The sequence below is a fragment of the Gardnerella sp. Marseille-Q9691 genome (assembly GCF_046507715.1).
GTDB classification, from domain to species: Bacteria; Actinomycetota; Actinomycetes; order Actinomycetales; family Bifidobacteriaceae; genus Bifidobacterium; species Bifidobacterium greenwoodii.
The window spans coordinates 617425-634366 of record NZ_JBKFXI010000001.1; the positions used below are offsets into that span (position 1 = coordinate 617425).

Below are 16942 nucleotides of genomic sequence, written 5' to 3' on the forward strand. Positions count from 1 at the left end.
TCTCAAATCTCACCACACAAATATGAGTCTAGGATTTAGTTAAGTAAACCCTAGACTCACACTTGCCATTAGACTACAAGACCAGCTTTAGAAAGCAGATCAGGCATTCTGCTGCTGTTCTTCTTCCTTGCGATTACGCATATAGAGGAACACGCTAGCCGCAATCAAGCCCATGCCAGCAACAGCGAAAATAATCACGCCAGCAGCACCAGTTGCAGGAAGGTTGAACCATGGAGTGTTGATTCCTGTATTCTCAACCTTAGTGTTAGGGAAATCAACAGTTTTAGTCTTACCTTCCTCAAGTTTTACAGCCACAGCACCAGGATAACGCATGTAATCCTTCGGAGCCTTCATCTCAACAAGGTAGATTTCTTGACCAGCGAGAGCCTTGTAAGGGTTTTCGAATTTACCGCCAGTAATAGTTTTACCATTGAAATTCGTGGATGCGCCATCTGTGCAAGGATCAGCAGAAGTATCACTTGCACCACTTGCAGGCTGTGCACCTGCAGCTTTTTGCTCTGTTTCTTTCTTCAACAAAGACGCATTGCAAGCATCTGCCTTATCTTTAGAGTTAAACAGCTTAAACTCAGCATCAACAAGTCCAGCGCCAGTCTTCTTGTCATGCTTGTTTACTTGAAGGTAACCAAACGTGTTAGTTCTAGTACCATCATCATCCTTACCAGAAATGATAGGATCTGGATCCTTATCAGCGTTACCAGCATGAGCCTTGAAGAAACCAGACTTATTCACAATCTTGTTATGTCCGTCTTTTTCCTGCACATCGTCAGTAGTTGGAGCCTGACCGCCCTGATAGGTACTGTTTAGCTTGAACTTGAACTTTACGTGAACCTGAGGCTCGTTGCCACCTTTAGCCTTGTTCAATGCATCGGCAATCTTGCCTAAGCCAGCAGGAGTGAACTTAACCAAAATACGAGTATGCTTGGCCGCAAGGCCCTTGGTATCACCGTCTGTTGTAACAGCATTTGTAGTATCAGTATTCGCATTAACGCTAACGGTGTAATCCGTCGTCTTTGAAAGAACATCAGTAACTCCATCAACAGTCACAGATTTAACAGCGTCTTCCGTAATAGTGTCAAACGTATCATTTGGAGCGTCATCGAAAACGGCAAAATCCTTAATACTGTCTGCATTCAAAGTAACATCAGAAGGATGATTCACACCAGCACTAATCTCGTAAACAATGTCGTCCTTAACGTCAACAAAGTTATCACCCTTGTCAGTGCTTAAAACCTTCTTAAGAGTGCTTGTAAGATTCTTATTCTTTGGATGCACAACTGGATTGTAATCGTACTTAGTCTTGCCATCCTCCTGCTTAATCAAAGGCAAAGTAATATAGAACACGCTCATATCATTTGCGCCGTAGCCAGCTGGAGCCTTAGTTTCTTCAACTTTGTACAAGCCAAGAGAAAGTCCTGTGAATTCTGTTTTACCAGTGGATTCATCAGTGTCTTGAGTCTTCACATCATCTTGGCCATTTGCAAGCTTGATCTTGGTCTCGTCGTTACGATTCAAATCATTAACAACATCAGCTAACTTGGCCCAATCTTTCTCAGAAGCGTAGTTAAGAGTCTCATTGTTAACTTTTTCAACCTTTGTTACCTTAAATGTTGCTTTAAGAGGCTTGTGGTTAGCAGGGCAAGAAGGGGAATTAGAGTCAGTTGGCGTATAATCGCTTTCAGCAGCATCGCACTTGAAAATAGTAATGCTACCAGTTTGTGACTTATTCTCCTTATCCCACGGAGCCTTAGCTGTAACAGTGCCTTGGTGAATTGGAGGACGAGGCACACCCCACGCAACGCTGGACATGGTGACGGCGCCGGCGACGCACAGCGTGCCAGCCATCGCGAGCGACGCAATCGCCGCCACGCACTTTCTTGTTAGTTTATTCATCTTTTCTCCTTTAATCGATGCTCCTAAGAGCAGTTTGAATAAGTTGTTTTGTTTTTGTGTTTTATGTTTTGTTACTGTGTTTTTGTTACTGTGTGTTTGCGTACCGATTGAGCCTTGTTTGTGCTTGCTAAGCACTTGTTTGTGTACCCATTCGGCACTTGTTTGTGCGTTTATTTTATGTTTTGTTCTGTTCTTCGATTACGTAGGCAGCTTTCACATTAGCATCGCCGCCTTTCGTAAAATAGTTTTCTGTATGAGTCACTTTGACTTGCCACAAATCCTGCGGCAAGCACGCTCACCATTACGGCAGCTATAGCGCCAAGCTGCAAGTTCCAATTCCACTCGCCTGTGTGCGGCAAAGTAAATTTTTCTGGAACGTGAATGTTAATAGTCAACTTTGCAAGATTTTTGTTGGCTGTTAGCTTCGCGCCCGCAAAGGCAGTGGATATTTTCTCTGGTGTTACGCCTGTTTTAGCTGCTTCCTCGTTGAACTTAGTAAGCGCATCTGGCTTAAGAGCATACACAACGCACTGGTAATCGCCAGCTTCCGCTGACTTAAACGTAGCGCTGACATTAGTAGTAGCAGCAAAGTTTTTAGTCGATCCTTCAAGTGAGCAAGTCTGCTTGTCTTTTTTTGAAGTACATGGTTTTTGAGCATTTTCATCTGGGAAAGTAAATCCAAGTTTGCTTGGCTCTTCCCATTTTGTATACACAAGACCTTTGTTATCTGTGTTGCCTGTAGTGCCAGAACCGCCTGCAGCAACTCCGTTACTTGTGCCATCTGAATTACTTGTGCCACCTGCGTCACCCGAGTTAGTTTTTTGCGGCTTCTCGCCCTTCGAGCACAACATTTTAAGAGTAATTGTTTTTCGAGAATCCGCCTCAGACGTGGCTTCAATAGACGGCTTAAGCTCCATACCGAGCATCGCAGAAACAGTGCCGCCATCAGCCAACGCCGAAGAAGCAGACGCTCCAGGTTTACCAGACCCAGCATCATTGTTCTTAAACGGATACACTTTCAGCGTAAGATCATTATCCCCAACCACAAGATTTGGCTTTTTCTTCGACTTAACAACAATCTTAATGGTCTTAACGTCCCAGTCGATGTTTTTCTTATCAGAAAGCGAACCTTTGAATTGTCCATCATTTACATATTCGTGTCCGTCTCCTATTTTACTTACGATTTCACTTGCACCTTTATAAAAAGCATTCATTGGATCTTCGAAGACAGACTGTAGTTTACTCTTATCTCTAATGATTGAATTAAATAGATTTACATAGCTGTCACCGTTAACTTTATTGAAAAGTAAGCGCGCATCTTTCAAAGCAAACACCTTGCAAACATACGTCCCAGGCTTCTGTGGAGTTCCAGTAATCCAGCTTCTGGATTGCTCACGATAATCGTCATCTTCATAAAGCTGATCTCCACTATTTTTAGCCGAACCGTTTGGACGCTTCTTCAACTCGTTGTGCGTAGACTGCACCCACTTATTGGTAGATGTTCCACTGCTGCTACCGCTAAGAGTCAAACCATTAATACCGTCTAGAGAATAATCTTGAGTACCAGATTTATTGCAAACCATGCGATGATTAATAGTACCGATACCTTGCTTTAGTGACGAGTGAATAAAAAGCGGAGTTATGGGATTATACGTATCATCAGCGGAAGGGTCAGTTGATGTTGAATCTATAGTGATACTGTTATTGCTATCATCTACTTCTTTTTGGCCATCTTTAGCTTCATGATTATAAATATTAAAGGTTAAATCATTCGCTTGTGGTCTTATAAGATTATTGTAGCTAATTGACGCCTTCACGATAATCTCTGTAACCGAATTATCTGGATAATGAACTTTAACAATAGTCCTATAATCACTTACATCTTTGTTAGGCCACTTACTTGGATAAAACCGTATAAAACCATCGCTATTAGATTTTTCTGTAAACTTAGAAATATAATTTCCATCTGAGTTTTTAAAGAAAGCCCATTCGTACGCGGTTTCATAGGTTTTAATGGTCCCTTTTTTCCTCTTTTTCGGGACTTTTCCATTAGTTAGCTCAAGCCAAACACCTTCTGGTAGATTCTTAGGCTCTTCTCCTGCAATCTTTATTTCTGGCTTACTAACCTGAGGATATTCATCGTAATAAATGTATTTACGAGACTCTCCCGACCCCACAGCATGATTCTCTATTCCATATGTTCTATAACTAATAGTGTAGCATTTTGCAAAAGTATTATATTTTTCATTATTCTTGCACGCTTCTGGAAGCTCAACGTTGCCAGCGGCGGCGCGATCATCTTCTTTTGCAGAACGCTTTTGGCGCTTAGATCTCTTTACAGATTTGGATTTTTCAGCGTCTTTAGCAGCGTCTGCAACGTCTTTGTCAGCGGCTTTGTTTGCACCTTCTGCAGCATTGTTTTGCTGCTGCTTTGTTGGGTCAACGTTTTGTGCGCTGCTTGCACTCGAACTCTCTGGTGTGGAAGAAGTTTGTGAATCTTTAGCATCATTTTTTACGCCATTTTTGCCGCTTGCAGAAGACTCGTTTTTTGCATCTACTTCAGTACTTGATGCAGTATTAGACTCAGCACTTTCGCTCTTAGTTTGCGACTGAGCTTGCACCTGATTAGACCCGCCTTGCGAGCTAGCACCCATAGAGGCGGATGGCATAATCATAAAAGTGGCAAGAATCGTAGCAACAGCAACAAAAAGCGCCACAATCACACGGCGAGCGCACGCTGTTTTAGCGCAAATTGAGCGCAAGAATCGAAGGAAACGGCTATTGCGATGTAAATCACTCATCAACGCATCTCCTCCCTGCATACCGAGCCTTAAATACTATACCCCCCCCCCCAGGAAATTTTTGGCTCATAATCCAAATTTTTCAACTCACACCAATACTTTTTAGAAATTTAAATCAATTAAACCACTAATAAATCGCACCGCATTTTCCAATCATATTCACTAACGCCGCCAAACATCGGAACAAAATCCAAACAAACGTCGGAACAGAAACCCGCTAATTCGCAAGGAAAACTATTAAACATCGCACTTACGCTTGCTTATTAAACCCTTTAATAATAGCCATAGCGAAACATAGTAGCAATGAATTCGATTTCTTGATTGTTAATACGACCAACTTGAACCTGAAAACCACGAGACAAAAGCTCAATATAGATTCAATTACACTCTCGGTTATAGCTTTCGATTATAGTCGATAAATTTATCGTTTCTTACACTTGTTTCTGTTATAAACGAAACAAATTAAAAATTCACCTTTGAGATTTATAATTAAAAAAAAAATAAAGCATCTTTATTCAAACGTCTGCGATTTGTATGCTTTTAATACACATCCCGTGACATCAAGCAAACGTTCTAAACGTGAGATTTAGGAAACTTACGAGTATAGCTACACTTTTTTAGCGCTAAGCCACTAATATAATTGTAATCTTGATAATATTATGATACTTTTTTGATAAAAGGAGGTTGATACTATGATTAATATTCGTCCAGTTTCCGATTTAAGAAATAAATTTCCAGAAGTAGAAGAAACAGTTATAAATTCAAATACACCAGTATTCCTTACAAAAAACGGTTATGGAACTATGGTTCTAATGAGCATCAAACAATACTCCACTCTCACTGACGACATTGAAAGAAAACTCGATGAAGCAGACGCTTTTGCCGCAAACACTTCTACACGTCTTTCTAAAGACGACGTCTTTGATAGCGCAAGGAGAAGGATTAATTAACACGAGAACACCCCTACTACAGGATTAGCGTACGCAACTTTTCTGTTTTTTACGTTGTCTTGGGCGACACTATGGAAGTGCGCAGACTTCTATATTCAAAACGAAATATTGACGCACTACTTGAATAACTATTCCTAGTAACTATCATTATTTTATGTTAATGATTATTAAAAAGCTATCGTTAAAAAGTTTAAGATCGGCTTAATAGCTTGATTTTAGGCAAGATATCCATTCTCCTAACACCATATCCATGCAATATTAGATTGTTGGCTGGAAGCCGTGGTGTTCTAACGATGTTGTGAGCGTTAATGCATCAGTTAACTGACTGAGTTTTTAACAGTGTTAGGCTTATCAGCGTTATTTTCTCAGTTCGTTGACTGAGTTTTTAACAGTATTTGGGTGATTACCGTTATTTTCTCAGTTGGTTGACTGAATTAGTAACGGTGTTTGGATTGCGACTATGCCACAGCCCAAACACCGTTTCAAGATTTAATCGTGCCCCCGACGCGACTCGAACGCGCAACCAACGGATTAGAAGGCCGTTGCTCTATCCTTTGAGCTACAGAGGCAAACAAATGGCTATTATATCAAAACGGCACTATCAACGCGCCTTAAAAACAGAAAATAACAGAAATAGCCTATAAAAGTCACCTAAAAAGTCGCCTATAAAAGTCACACATAAAAGTCACATATAAAACTTGCAAAAATCCTATTTACAAAACGTCACTGCAAAAATTAAGCAAACACTACTCAATAATCCACGCAAGCGACATTAACACAGCAAGGAAGAACACGTTCACAATCGTGTACGTAAGCAAATAACGTCCCCTATGCTCAGGATATTGATGCGTAATTCCCTTGTAAGAAATAAGCGAAGCCATAGAAGCAATAAGCGTACCCATTCCGCCAAGATTCGTACCAATAATCAGCATCTTCCACTGATCACAGAATCCCGAAAGCAAAATCGTCGTCGGCACATTGCTAATAAACTGGCTTGAAGCCACAGAAACTTCCATAGGATGCGACCCAACCCACATTTGTGCAAGATCACTAAAGCCCGGAACTCTGCGCATATTACCAATAAAAATAAAGAACATAATAAAGGTAAGCGGCAGCGCCCAATCAAGCACGCGGAAAACATGACGGTCGCAAAGAAGGAAAGCCACCACCATAATCACAACCATAATCCAATCCGGAATCCAACCGCTAACACCGCACAAGCAAACCACAAAAAGCAGGCTGTAAACAATAACGCGCCAACGAGTAAAGCTCATACCGTAGCCCATAACGCGAATCTCGTCCGGCTGCGGATGTCCATGCGAAGGCGCAAGCACGCTCTGCTCAATATCGTCACCATGCAAACCTGCAAACTGATCAACTTTGCGAGACTTAAAGAACACAAAAGCAAACACAATCATAAGCACCGCAGCAGTAACCGTATACGGTGCCATAATCGTCAAAAAGTCTTTAGTAGACATATGCGTTAGCGCTTTTAAGTACAAGTTATGCGCATTGCCAATAGGCGTAAGCATGCTGCCAACATTCGCGCCAATAGTCATAAGCGTGATTACAAGAATCGAACGTTTTTCAGCATTTGCCATAACAAGCACGGAAAGCGCAAACGGCACAAAAGTCACAAGCGCAACGTCATTCGTAATAAGCATTGACGAAAAGAACGTTAGCGACATAAGCACAATCACAAGCCCGCGCTCAGTTCTAACGTGCCTTAAAAGACGCGCGCCAATCGCACGAAATACACCAATGCGTTGGAATCCACACACAACCATCATTAGGCAAACAAGCTGAGAAATTGTGTTCACGTGAATATAACCAAGATATTGCCAATCAGGAGGCACGAAAAAACATGAAATAATTGCCAAAATTGCCGCAACAATAAGAATGGTTTCACACTTGACCAGATTCAACAGCCAGCGCTTCATCATTCCTCCGTAAGGCAGCAAACACAATGCTCCTATTATACTAGAAACCCAATCCCAAAAACAGGTTAAACTCCCGACAAAATCGTTGAAATAGCAATAAATTAGCAACTACTAATAGCATGATTTAGCCTAAAATAGCTAACACAAAATTCCGCCCTTTTTTGTGACACGCGCATCAGCAAAGCATGTCGCAAAAGACAGGAATACGTATATTATGTAGAAAAGAATTTGTTGACTAAACAACTACACAACTACATAACTACATAAGAAGCGGAATATGGCAGAAATAAAAGAAACTGAAAGTAAAAAGATTGAACAAACGCTCGCACGCCAAAAGCATCTTCGTGAAAACCATAAGCGCAACACTGCAGATTTAATTGTTGAATGCTTAGTAAATGAAGGCGTTGAAGTAGTTTTCGGCATTCCAGGTGAGGAAAATATTCCGCTTCTTGAGGCGATTGAGCGAGACGGTCGCATTCGTTTTGTGCTTACTCGCCACGAGCAGGGCGCTGGTTTTATGGCAGCAACATACGCTCATATTACTGGAAAACCGGGCGTATGCTTGGCAACTTTAGGCCCTGGCGCACTAAATCTTACTCTTCCTGTAGCTCAAGCAAACGCAAGCACTACGCCGCTTGTTGCTATTTGCGCACAAGGTAATGTTTCTAGGCTTTATAAGGAATCTCATCAGATTATTGATTTGGTTGCACTCTTCCAGCCGATTACGCAATGGTCTTCTATGATGCTTGCTCCAGAGTCTGCGCCGGAAATGGTTCGAAAAGCTTTCTCTATTGCCGGCCGAAACCGTCCGGGAGCCACATGCCTTGTTATTCCGGAAGATATTAGCGAAATGCAAGCGCCTGAAGACGCTAAGCCTCTTCCACTTCCACATCCGCTGCATATTATGCCAGCTCCGGACACTATTGAAGAAGCTGCGAAAATTATTAGTAAAGCAAAACAGCCTATTATTTTGGCTGGAAACGGTGTTGCGCGCTCTCATGCTGAGGATCATCTTCTTGCTTTTGCAGAGCAGCTTAACGTGCCAGTTGCAACTACTTTTGAAGGTAAGGGCGTTTTCCCGGATAATCATCCGAATGCGCTTGGCGTCGTTGGATTTATGCATCGCGACTACGAAAACTTCGCTTTTGACACGGCTGATTTGATTATTGCCGTAGGTTTTTCAATTCAGCAGTTTGATCCTAAGAAAATCAACCCGAATATTGATAAAACCATTATTCACATCAATACTTTTGTGGAAGATACCGACGCGCACTACCCTACTGCGCTGAACATTATGGCAAATATTGGGCAGACGCTTAAAACTCTTACAGAAGTATTAAAGACGCGCAACGTAACTTTCGACGTAAGCCACCCTCGTATTAGACAACTACTTACGGAAGAATTACATTCTTGCGAAAACGACGAAAGCATGCCAATGAAACCGCAGCGCGTAGTTTACGATATTCGCCGCGCTGTTCCTGAAGGCACGAAGGTGCTTGTAGATACAGGCGCTTTGAAAATGTGGATGGCACGCTTGTACCCAACTATGCACCCGAATACTTGCATAATAGACAACAGTCTTTCTACTATGGCTTGGACGCTTCCGGGCGCTGTTGGAGCTTCGTTTATTCGAGATAACTCCGGCAAAATGAACGCAAAACCAGTTTTGGCCGTAATGGGCGACGGAAGCTTTATGATGAACGTGCAAGAAATTGAAACAGCTGTGCGCGTTGGAAGCCGCATGGTTGTTCTTGTTTGGGAAGATAACGCGTACGGCTTAATTAAGTGGAAGATGGAGCTTCACGCAGGCGAGCACGAGTACGTTGATTTCCATAATCCGGACGTGCCAAAACTGGCGGAAAGTTTTGGCGCGCGCGGTCACGCTGTTAAAAAGCCGGAAGATTTGTACAATATGCTTCGCGCGGCTTTGGAGCAGGAAAGCGGAGTGGACGTGATTTCTTGCCCAGTTGATTACAGTGAGAATATGAAGCTTATTGAAAAACTCGGCGATATTGATTTTAGTAACTGACGCGCTGCTCCAAACGTGCGCAACTTGTATCGCGTTTGGAGCGTTTCATTTAGCTAATCCCTCCAAACGCGGGAAATCTATCTCGCATTTGGAGCGTAGCGTCAGCTACTAAAGTATATTTATATAGAAAGCATGCTGGTAAAAACAAATTTTGCTAATCTACAACATGCAAAGTACGATAAATGTAATTTTTATATTTTTCTGGATTAAGCCTACTACATATTTCAACATTAGGAGTTTTACCAGAGAAGAAATTAGCATCAACAAGAACTGAGCCATAACTTGGTCCAGGAGTTGCATCAACTTGGCAATAATATTTTGTGCACTCGCTTATACATTCAGGATATAACGCAGCGGCAACTGCAGATGGATCAGCCATATCTAAATAAGCATCCCCAAAACGGCTAACATTCATTTCCATTAATTCCCTATTACAATCAATAGCGAACTTACCGAGTTCTCCACTTTTGCGAATATTAGCAATTTCTTGCGGATTCAGCATACATTCTCCCAAGCATGCATCCCATCCAACAAACATAATATTTTTAAGACCAGAATCAACTAATATCTTTGCAGCTTCTGCATCTTGCCAAATATTAAATTCTGCTACAGGAGAAACATTTCCACGGCCTAAACCAGCAGATCCCATAACGACTATGCGACCAACTTTTTTCATCGCTTCATAATCAACCTTAATAGCTAGAGCAATATTAGTTAATGGCCCTAATGCAATAATGTCTATTTCACCATCTTCACTGTTTCTCAAAGTTTCAATCATTTTCAAAACAGCATTACCATTACTTTCTTTCAAACGATGAGGCACTAGACCAATATCACCCATTCCATCTCTACCATGAGTTTCATGAGCATAAGCCAAATCGCGCAACAGCATGCTTCTGCTTCCTTTATATACAGGTGGCTCATATGAACCAGCATGCTCGATAGTGGTAAGCGTATTGATAGTCGCTTGTTCCATGCACACGTTCCCTGATACAGTGCAAAACATTAATATCTCATATCTAGGATCATTCAAAGCCATGGCAATTGCCATAGCATCATCCGAACCACAATCTGTATCTATTATTATTTTCTTTTTAGAATAAATTCCTTGATTTTCCATAAATTCTAAATATCCCATCAACTAATAGAAACTGTAGTTTCAGATGTGATTACAATATTTACACTCTTATAGAATTTGCGACTGCAAGTTTTTGCGGGCAGATTCCATTGAGGTGATTTTCCCTAGAAGCTCAAGCTTTTCCTGGCCATCCTTAAGTTTCGCCATACGCGCTCGAGCTGCACCAATTCTACGCATAAAACCAACGTCTAAAAGTCGAATAAGTAGCTCGTTCGCATACTTGCTTTCTGCAACAGTAGCTTTTCGCAAGAAATCCGAAGGAGATCCGTTTGAAGATTGCTGATTCTGCCGATTGCCGGCATCTTCTAACGAGTCTGAAGCTGCAGGAAGCGGCAATGGCATTACCGAAAGCTCCGTAATAACAGACTCCAGCAAAGGTCCAGCCGCTTTAGTCATCATATGCAACCACAATCCTTGCGTAACGTTGCCAGTCGGCAATCCTCCAGCAGCAACAAACGCCTGGAAAAGCGTTCTAAAAACTGGAGTAATAAAATTATTCAAAGTAAGCTGCGCAAATAATTGTTCATTAAACGCAAGCGGAACTTGCAGCAACAAAGCCATAAACTGCTGCTCGCACATGAATACAGCATCATCAACGCGATAATAACGCTGATTTTGCGCAGCACTTCGAACAATAGCCATCCTAGAAGCTTTAGAATCTGCATCACGCTCAGCAACAGCCTGCGGCAAGCCAGCAGGAGTAACGTTATACCTAGATGCGTAAGCATCGTCGTCACGAACTTGCAAACGGCGGCGAGAAGCCTCAACTTCCCTACGCATAGCAGCTAAATCAACACCAATTGCGCGCACAGCTTTGCGAGCATACAAGTCAAGAAGCGAACGGTCGCGAATTTGCGCAATAAGAGGCGCAACGGCTTTCACCGCACCCATTTGACCAGTCGTAAACGAAGTATCAAAACGATTGATAACAGTATTGATAACAAAGTCATAAAGCGGACTTGCGTGCGAAACCAGCGAGCGCACAGCATCGTCACCGCGCTGAATACGCAAATCGCAAGGATCAAGATTATTGTCGGCTACAGCAACAAAAGTTTGCGTCAAAAATGCGGAATCTAAGCCAAAAGCGTGAAGCGCAGCCTTTTGACCTGCAGCATCACCGTCAAAAGTAAAAACAATTCGCGAGCTTACAGACTGACCATCCACCTTTAGAGGGCCAACAAGCTGAATTGCACCCAAAGAATCATCAGCAATAAGACGTCGCACAATCTTCGCATGTTCAACGCCGAAAGCAGTTCCGCAAGTAGCAACGGCAGTATCAACACCAGCTAAATGGCATGCCATAACGTCCGTGTAGCCTTCAACAATTACAACTTGACGCTTTTTAACAATATTTGCTTTCGCTAAGTCGATTCCGTACAAAACTTGCGTTTTTCGATACAGTGCAGTGTCGGGAGTGTTAATATATTTTGCGCTAATAGAATCGTCGTCGTAAAGCTTTCTTGCACCAAAGCCAAGAGTTCTACCAGTCGAGTCGCGAATAGGCCAAGTTAAGCGACCGCGGAAGTAGTCGTATATTCCTCGCTGACCGAGTCTAGCAAGACCCGCGTCGAGAAGCTCTTGACGTGTAAAACCTTTATTCGCTAAGTATCTGACTAAATTATCCCAGCCTTTAGGAGCGTAGCCACAAGAAAAACGCGCACTTTGCTGAGGAGTAAAGTTTCGCCCGGCAAGTAATTCACGCGCGGCAGCAGCTTCCTCAGTATTAAGATTTGAAGCGAAAAACTTTTGAGCTTCTTCATTTGCTTCTAAAAGCCTGGCTCGCTTAGAACCGTGCGATTGAGAGTCGCCTTTTTCTGCCTGCTGGTAGTGCATTTCAATGTGATAATGATCTGCCAAAAACTCAACAGCTTCGCGAAAATCAATGTTTTCTTTCTGCTCAACATACTTAAAAACGTCGCCGCCTGCACCGCATCCGAAGCAGTGCCACACGCCCAAACTTGGGCGCACGCTAAAACTAGGCGTTTTTTCATCGTGGAATGGGCAAAGACCTACAAAAGTGCCAGTTCCCGAAGGCTTAAGCGTAACAGTTGCAGACACAATATCATACAAATCTGCCACAGCGCGCACGCGCTCAATATCTTCTTTTGCGATCATTCCAACCATGGTATCTAGCTTATCGCAAACCTGCGGCGAGTGGTAAATTTCCTTCACCAGTGTTGGAAACTACTAGTGGATTCGTTTAGCACAAGGCCGCGTGAAGAGTTGCGGCGGAACCGTCTGTTAAGCTTGCCACCTGGTCGATTGCAACACGAAGACGCTCATCATCATTCGTGCACTCGTTCCAATCTCCCACAAACACGGCTTCCATAGCATCGTGCGAACGCGGCGACTTGCTCATAAAGACTTCCACCAAATCCGTCAAAATCTTCTGTTCGCGCTTATAAACTTCACGCTCGCGAGGAGCGATTATAAAGTGCACTGCCAAACTTTTAAGTATTACAATCTCGTAGGAAGTATCTTCCGGAATTACAAGGTTTGCGCGGTAACGAACAAGAGGACCGTTGCCATAACGCTCACGCGTAGCGTGCTCAACAGAACTTGCGAAACGGCCAATAAGAGCGCTAGTAATATTTTTCAACTGCGCTAACGCTCGGCGTGAACCGTCGAAAGAATCCGGGAACATTGCGCGCTTCCTTAAACGCTGCAAAGCCGCCAAAAGTTTATCTACATCCCAACGATTTCCATACCAGGCATGGGTTTCTTCAACAACTTTATCTACGACTTTTGTATCCGCAACTAAAGCAGGATTAAAAGCGCCTGTTACAATAGCATCCTCAATATCGTGCACACTGTAAGCAATATCGTCCGAAAGATCCATTATTTGACATTCCATCGGCTTGGTTTCGTGCGGCGCTCCAATTTTCAGCCATTCAAACACATCACGATCATCCGGATACACGCAGAATTTAAGATCGCGCTCACCTTTGTCGTGCGCCTTAGCTTCTTCTAATCCCCACGGATACTTCACTGCAGCATCTAATGCTGCGCGCGTAAGATTTACTCCTGCACTCCTGCCGTTTTGCCGCAAAACTTTCGGTTCTAAGCGTGTAAGTAAGCGAAGAGTTTGCGCGTTTCCTTCAAAACCACCAATATTTTTCGCCAACTCTGCGAGCGCACGCTCACCGTTGTGACCAAAAGGCGGGTGACCTAAGTCGTGAGACAAGCAAGCGCAATCAACAACATCCGGATCACAGCCAAGCATTGCTGCAATCTGTCTACCAATTTGCGCAACTTCAAGAGTATGCGTTAAGCGAGTTCTGGCAAAATCATCCGATCCTGCAACTAAAACCTGGCTTTTTGCACCCAATCTACGAAGAGCAGACGAGTGTATGATTCGCGCGCGATCTCTTTCAAAAGGCGTTCTAGCGCGAGTGTGATGAGGCTCACTCGCCCAGCGCTCAGTGTCATGCAAATCGTATTCACCAACGACCTCATTATCTGATGCAATTACTTCGTCGCACATCTAGCACCTCTTTTTATTTGCAATTAAGACTATTTTATTAACTGTCTTAAAACAAGCAGTAACAAGTTATATAAGACTTTTTGCGTCCAGTTTTGAAATATCGCTAGAAGATAGCACTTCGTAAGCGTTGCGGTAAAGCCGCGGCACGCGAGCGCCGATTCCAGTCATAATTTCGTAGCTGATTGTTCCTGCAGCTTTTGCCCAATCGTCTGCAGTAGGCTCAGCAAATTCCAAGCCTCTTCCAGGTCCAAAAAGCGTTACAGTATCGCCTTCTCGAACGCCTAACTCTGCAGCATCGCCTTTTAAATCAACTATGAACTGGTCCATGCAAACTCGCCCAGAAACGTTCACAATTCGAGCACCATTATTTGTTTCTACTCTAACCGGACCGCCTGGCTTATTAACATGACGTGCACCTTGCATATCGAATCCGGAAGCAGAACGCAAAATGCCGTCAGCGTATCCAAGAGGAACAATAGCAGTGCTCGTATTATTTGGAGTTAAATACGTGCGTCCGTATGAAATTCCATGTCCTTCTTCTACAGTTTTTACAGTGCCAAGCTGAGCTTGAAGAGTCATAGCCGGCTGCAATCCGTAAGTTTGAGAAGTTCCCATTGCAGGATCCGGCTCGTAGCCGTACAAACCGATTCCCGGGCGCACAAGCTCAAAACGAATTTCTGGGCGGTTAAGCGTTGCAGCAGTATTTGCTAAATGACGGATTTTAGGGGCTAAACCAGCTTCTTTCATGCGATTTGTAAACTCGTGGAATTGTTGGATTTGGCGGTCTGTTGCGTCTACAAATTCTGGAACGTCTGGAGAATCTGCCACAGCTAAGTGACTCCATTGGCCAATAACTTCAATCGCGCCTTCGCTAGAGTATTGCTGCAATCTTTTAAGAGCGTCACTAAAACCGGCTGGAGTAAAACCATTTCTACCAAAACCTGTATCGACTTTTACGTGCACGCGCGCAGGCTTACCTAACTTTCGTGCAGCAAAAGCCACAGCGTCGAGAGAATCAATAGATCCAACAGAAATATCAATATCTTCTGAAATTAAATCCGCAAATCTCGTAGTTGGAGCACTAGTAAGCCAAGTAAGAATATGGCAGCGGCTTGAATCAATACCAGCTGCACGCAAACGTAACGCTTCGTATGGTTGAGCTGTGCCAAGCCAAGTAGCTCCACCAGCTAAAGAAGCAAGAGCGCTAGGAATTAAGCCATGTCCGTAACCGTCTGCTTTCACTACCCCCATAACTTCCGGCGCATTTTGACCAGGCTGCAAATTTTGACCAACTCGCGCAACCAAAGTGCGCATATTGTCTCGAAGTGCCTTCAAATCGACGATTACCTGACCCGGGTATGTACTTAAAGCGCGAGCATAGTTTGCTTCTAACATTGCCGAATTACGTGCACTATTACTTGCTGCATTACTTAAATCTGTACTCATAACTCACCTAACTGATTTAGTATGCTTTTAATGCTACATGCTCTTTTGTATACTCTCCATAAGCTTTTAAGAACACATGCGCATTTCATATGACATGATTAAGTGTTTGCATCCATTGATATGCAATACGTACTGCACTGTGTACACGATCTGGAATAACGACCAATCCACAACGACTAAACCCTGCACGCGTAATTACTTTTTGCATAATTACGTTATCTGGATGCGTGTCAATTCGTACATTATTATAGTTTTGCTGCACCCAATGCAAGCACGCTGTTGCCATTTTTGGTTTTATTCCCGAAGATGCTAAGCGGTGAATTGTTACATAGGAGGAAATATCATCAAGCCACGCACCGTCAATACTGGCATACACTTCATCAACACCTTCGCATAATGCGAATTGCGCTAGAATACGCTCGTTACATGATTCTGGGTCCTCGTCAACAATCAAATAGAAACGTTTTAAACGAATATCCTCAATAACACTTGAAACAAGTGGAAAACTATTCCCCCACTGATGAGGATTGCCTGTAACACGCATAAATTTGCGAGCATTTTCATAAATATGCTCAATATTTCGCAAGTCACCAAGAGTTGCTTTTCTCAATGTTATATCTTCCATGTCAGCCTCTAAAAGAAAGCAAATAAAACTACGCAAAATTAGCTAATTATTACTTACACAAGTTTGCGCTCAAAAGGATCCGAACTAATTCCCTTCGCTAGAATATCTTTACACCATTGACTAGCACCAAATAAACTGTGATCTCTATAGTTACCGCAAGATTCAATAGTTGTTGCAGGAACATCATCCCAAGTCGCCTTAAACGCAATAAACTCAAGAGATTCCTTTAAAGCGCGCGCCACATCTTCTGTGCTGTGTTCGCCCCAAGTTAGCAGATGAAAACCAGTTCTGCAACCAAAAGGCGAGCAATCAATATAGCCATCAATACGCTCGCGAAGTAACACTGCAATCATATGCTCAATTGTGTGCAAAGCTGCAGTAGGAATTGCTTCCTCATTAGGCTGCGTTAAACGAATATCATAGTTGGAAATAACATCCCCATTAGGACCTTTTTGCGTATTGATATAGCGCACATAAGGTGCTTTTACTTTAGTATGATCTAGTTCAAAACTTTCTGGTCTAGGTCTAGACGCATCCTGCTTATTCATAAGTATTCCCTTCGCTTAACTACACAATAAACAACGTACTCTTTACGTACTAAGTACTTCTATAGTAGAC

11 protein-coding genes and 1 tRNA gene are annotated in these 16942 nt (G+C 42.9%); 2 read left to right on the forward strand and 10 right to left on the reverse strand.

What is annotated here, in order from left to right; translation table 11 throughout:
* Positions 1–99: 99 nt before the first annotated feature.
* Together ACLD6A_RS02490 and ACLD6A_RS02495 are read right to left on the reverse strand one after the other, a co-directional pair.
* Positions 100–1911 carry a SpaH/EbpB family LPXTG-anchored major pilin gene (locus ACLD6A_RS02490; RefSeq protein ID WP_410313495.1) on the reverse strand — a complete coding sequence of 604 codons (1812 nt, stop codon included), beginning with the start codon at positions 1909–1911 and terminating at the stop codon, positions 100–102.
* A 218-nt stretch (positions 1912–2129) separates the two neighbouring features.
* A complete protein-coding gene (locus tag ACLD6A_RS02495) occupies positions 2130–4712 on the reverse strand; it encodes a hypothetical protein (protein ID WP_410313496.1) in 2583 nt (860 codons plus the stop codon).
* A gap of 692 nt (positions 4713–5404) precedes the next feature.
* On the opposite strand from ACLD6A_RS02495, the gene ACLD6A_RS02500 reads away from it, so the two are divergent.
* On the forward strand, positions 5405–5662 hold the full coding sequence (locus ACLD6A_RS02500) for a type II toxin-antitoxin system Phd/YefM family antitoxin (protein ID WP_410313497.1): 258 nt from the start codon (positions 5405–5407) through the stop codon (positions 5660–5662).
* Positions 5663–6158: 496 nt separating this feature from the next.
* Here ACLD6A_RS02500 and ACLD6A_RS02505 read toward each other — a convergent pair.
* Positions 6159–6231: transfer RNA gene (locus ACLD6A_RS02505), tRNA-Arg, on the reverse strand.
* 177 nt (positions 6232–6408) lie between these two features.
* Complete coding sequence (locus ACLD6A_RS02510) at positions 6409–7602, reverse strand: SLC13 family permease (RefSeq protein WP_004135370.1); 1194 nt, start codon at positions 7600–7602, stop codon at positions 6409–6411.
* Between the two features lie 277 nt (positions 7603–7879).
* Between ACLD6A_RS02510 and ACLD6A_RS02515 the strand changes: the two genes are divergently transcribed.
* Positions 7880–9631, forward strand: a complete 1752-nt coding sequence (locus tag ACLD6A_RS02515) for an acetolactate synthase large subunit (RefSeq protein ID WP_410313498.1) — start codon at positions 7880–7882, stop codon at positions 9629–9631.
* A 154-nt stretch (positions 9632–9785) separates the two neighbouring features.
* Here the strand turns inward: ACLD6A_RS02515 and ACLD6A_RS02520 are convergent, their stop codons facing one another.
* From ACLD6A_RS02520 to ACLD6A_RS02545, 6 genes are all read right to left on the reverse strand, one after another.
* Complete coding sequence (locus ACLD6A_RS02520; protein WP_410313499.1) at positions 9786–10751, reverse strand: nucleoside hydrolase; 966 nt, start codon at positions 10749–10751, stop codon at positions 9786–9788.
* 66 nt (positions 10752–10817) lie between these two features.
* On the reverse strand, positions 10818–12893 hold the full coding sequence (gene dnaG / locus ACLD6A_RS02525) for a DNA primase (RefSeq protein ID WP_410313500.1): 2076 nt from the start codon (positions 12891–12893) through the stop codon (positions 10818–10820).
* A 76-nt stretch (positions 12894–12969) separates the two neighbouring features.
* Positions 12970–14253 (reverse strand): deoxyguanosinetriphosphate triphosphohydrolase, encoded by a 1284-nt coding sequence (locus tag ACLD6A_RS02530; RefSeq protein ID WP_116794163.1) that lies wholly within the window; start codon positions 14251–14253, stop codon positions 12970–12972.
* Between the two features lie 66 nt (positions 14254–14319).
* Positions 14320–15699, reverse strand: a complete 1380-nt coding sequence (gene alr / locus ACLD6A_RS02535) for an alanine racemase (RefSeq protein WP_410313501.1) — start codon at positions 15697–15699, stop codon at positions 14320–14322.
* A gap of 85 nt (positions 15700–15784) precedes the next feature.
* A complete protein-coding gene (locus ACLD6A_RS02540; RefSeq protein WP_410313502.1) occupies positions 15785–16324 on the reverse strand; it encodes an N-acetyltransferase in 540 nt (179 codons plus the stop codon).
* A gap of 53 nt (positions 16325–16377) precedes the next feature.
* Positions 16378–16872, reverse strand: coding sequence for an S-ribosylhomocysteine lyase (locus ACLD6A_RS02545; protein ID WP_004106032.1), 495 nt, complete (start codon positions 16870–16872; stop codon positions 16378–16380).
* Between the last annotated feature and the right edge of the window lie 70 nt (positions 16873–16942).

Excerpts from the sequence above, each read along its gene's own strand:
- ACLD6A_RS02490 (WP_410313495.1), bottom strand. The coding sequence starts at position 1,911 with ATGAATAAACTAACAAGAAAGTGCGTGGCGGCGATTGCGTCGCTCGCG.
- ACLD6A_RS02495 (WP_410313496.1), bottom strand. The coding sequence starts at position 4,712 with ATGAGTGATTTACATCGCAATAGCCGTTTCCTTCGATTCTTGCGCTCA.
- ACLD6A_RS02500 (WP_410313497.1), top strand. The coding sequence starts at position 5,405 with ATGATTAATATTCGTCCAGTTTCCGATTTAAGAAATAAATTTCCAGAA.
- ACLD6A_RS02510 (WP_004135370.1), bottom strand. The coding sequence starts at position 7,602 with ATGAAGCGCTGGCTGTTGAATCTGGTCAAGTGTGAAACCATTCTTATT.
- ACLD6A_RS02515 (WP_410313498.1), top strand. The coding sequence starts at position 7,880 with ATGGCAGAAATAAAAGAAACTGAAAGTAAAAAGATTGAACAAACGCTC.
- ACLD6A_RS02520 (WP_410313499.1), bottom strand. The coding sequence starts at position 10,751 with ATGGAAAATCAAGGAATTTATTCTAAAAAGAAAATAATAATAGATACA.
- dnaG (WP_410313500.1), bottom strand. The coding sequence starts at position 12,893 with ATGGTTGGAATGATCGCAAAAGAAGATATTGAGCGCGTGCGCGCTGTG.
- ACLD6A_RS02530 (WP_116794163.1), bottom strand. The coding sequence starts at position 14,253 with ATGTGCGACGAAGTAATTGCATCAGATAATGAGGTCGTTGGTGAATAC.
- alr (WP_410313501.1), bottom strand. The coding sequence starts at position 15,699 with ATGAGTACAGATTTAAGTAATGCAGCAAGTAATAGTGCACGTAATTCG.
- ACLD6A_RS02540 (WP_410313502.1), bottom strand. The coding sequence starts at position 16,324 with ATGGAAGATATAACATTGAGAAAAGCAACTCTTGGTGACTTGCGAAAT.
- ACLD6A_RS02545 (WP_004106032.1), bottom strand. The coding sequence starts at position 16,872 with ATGAATAAGCAGGATGCGTCTAGACCTAGACCAGAAAGTTTTGAACTA.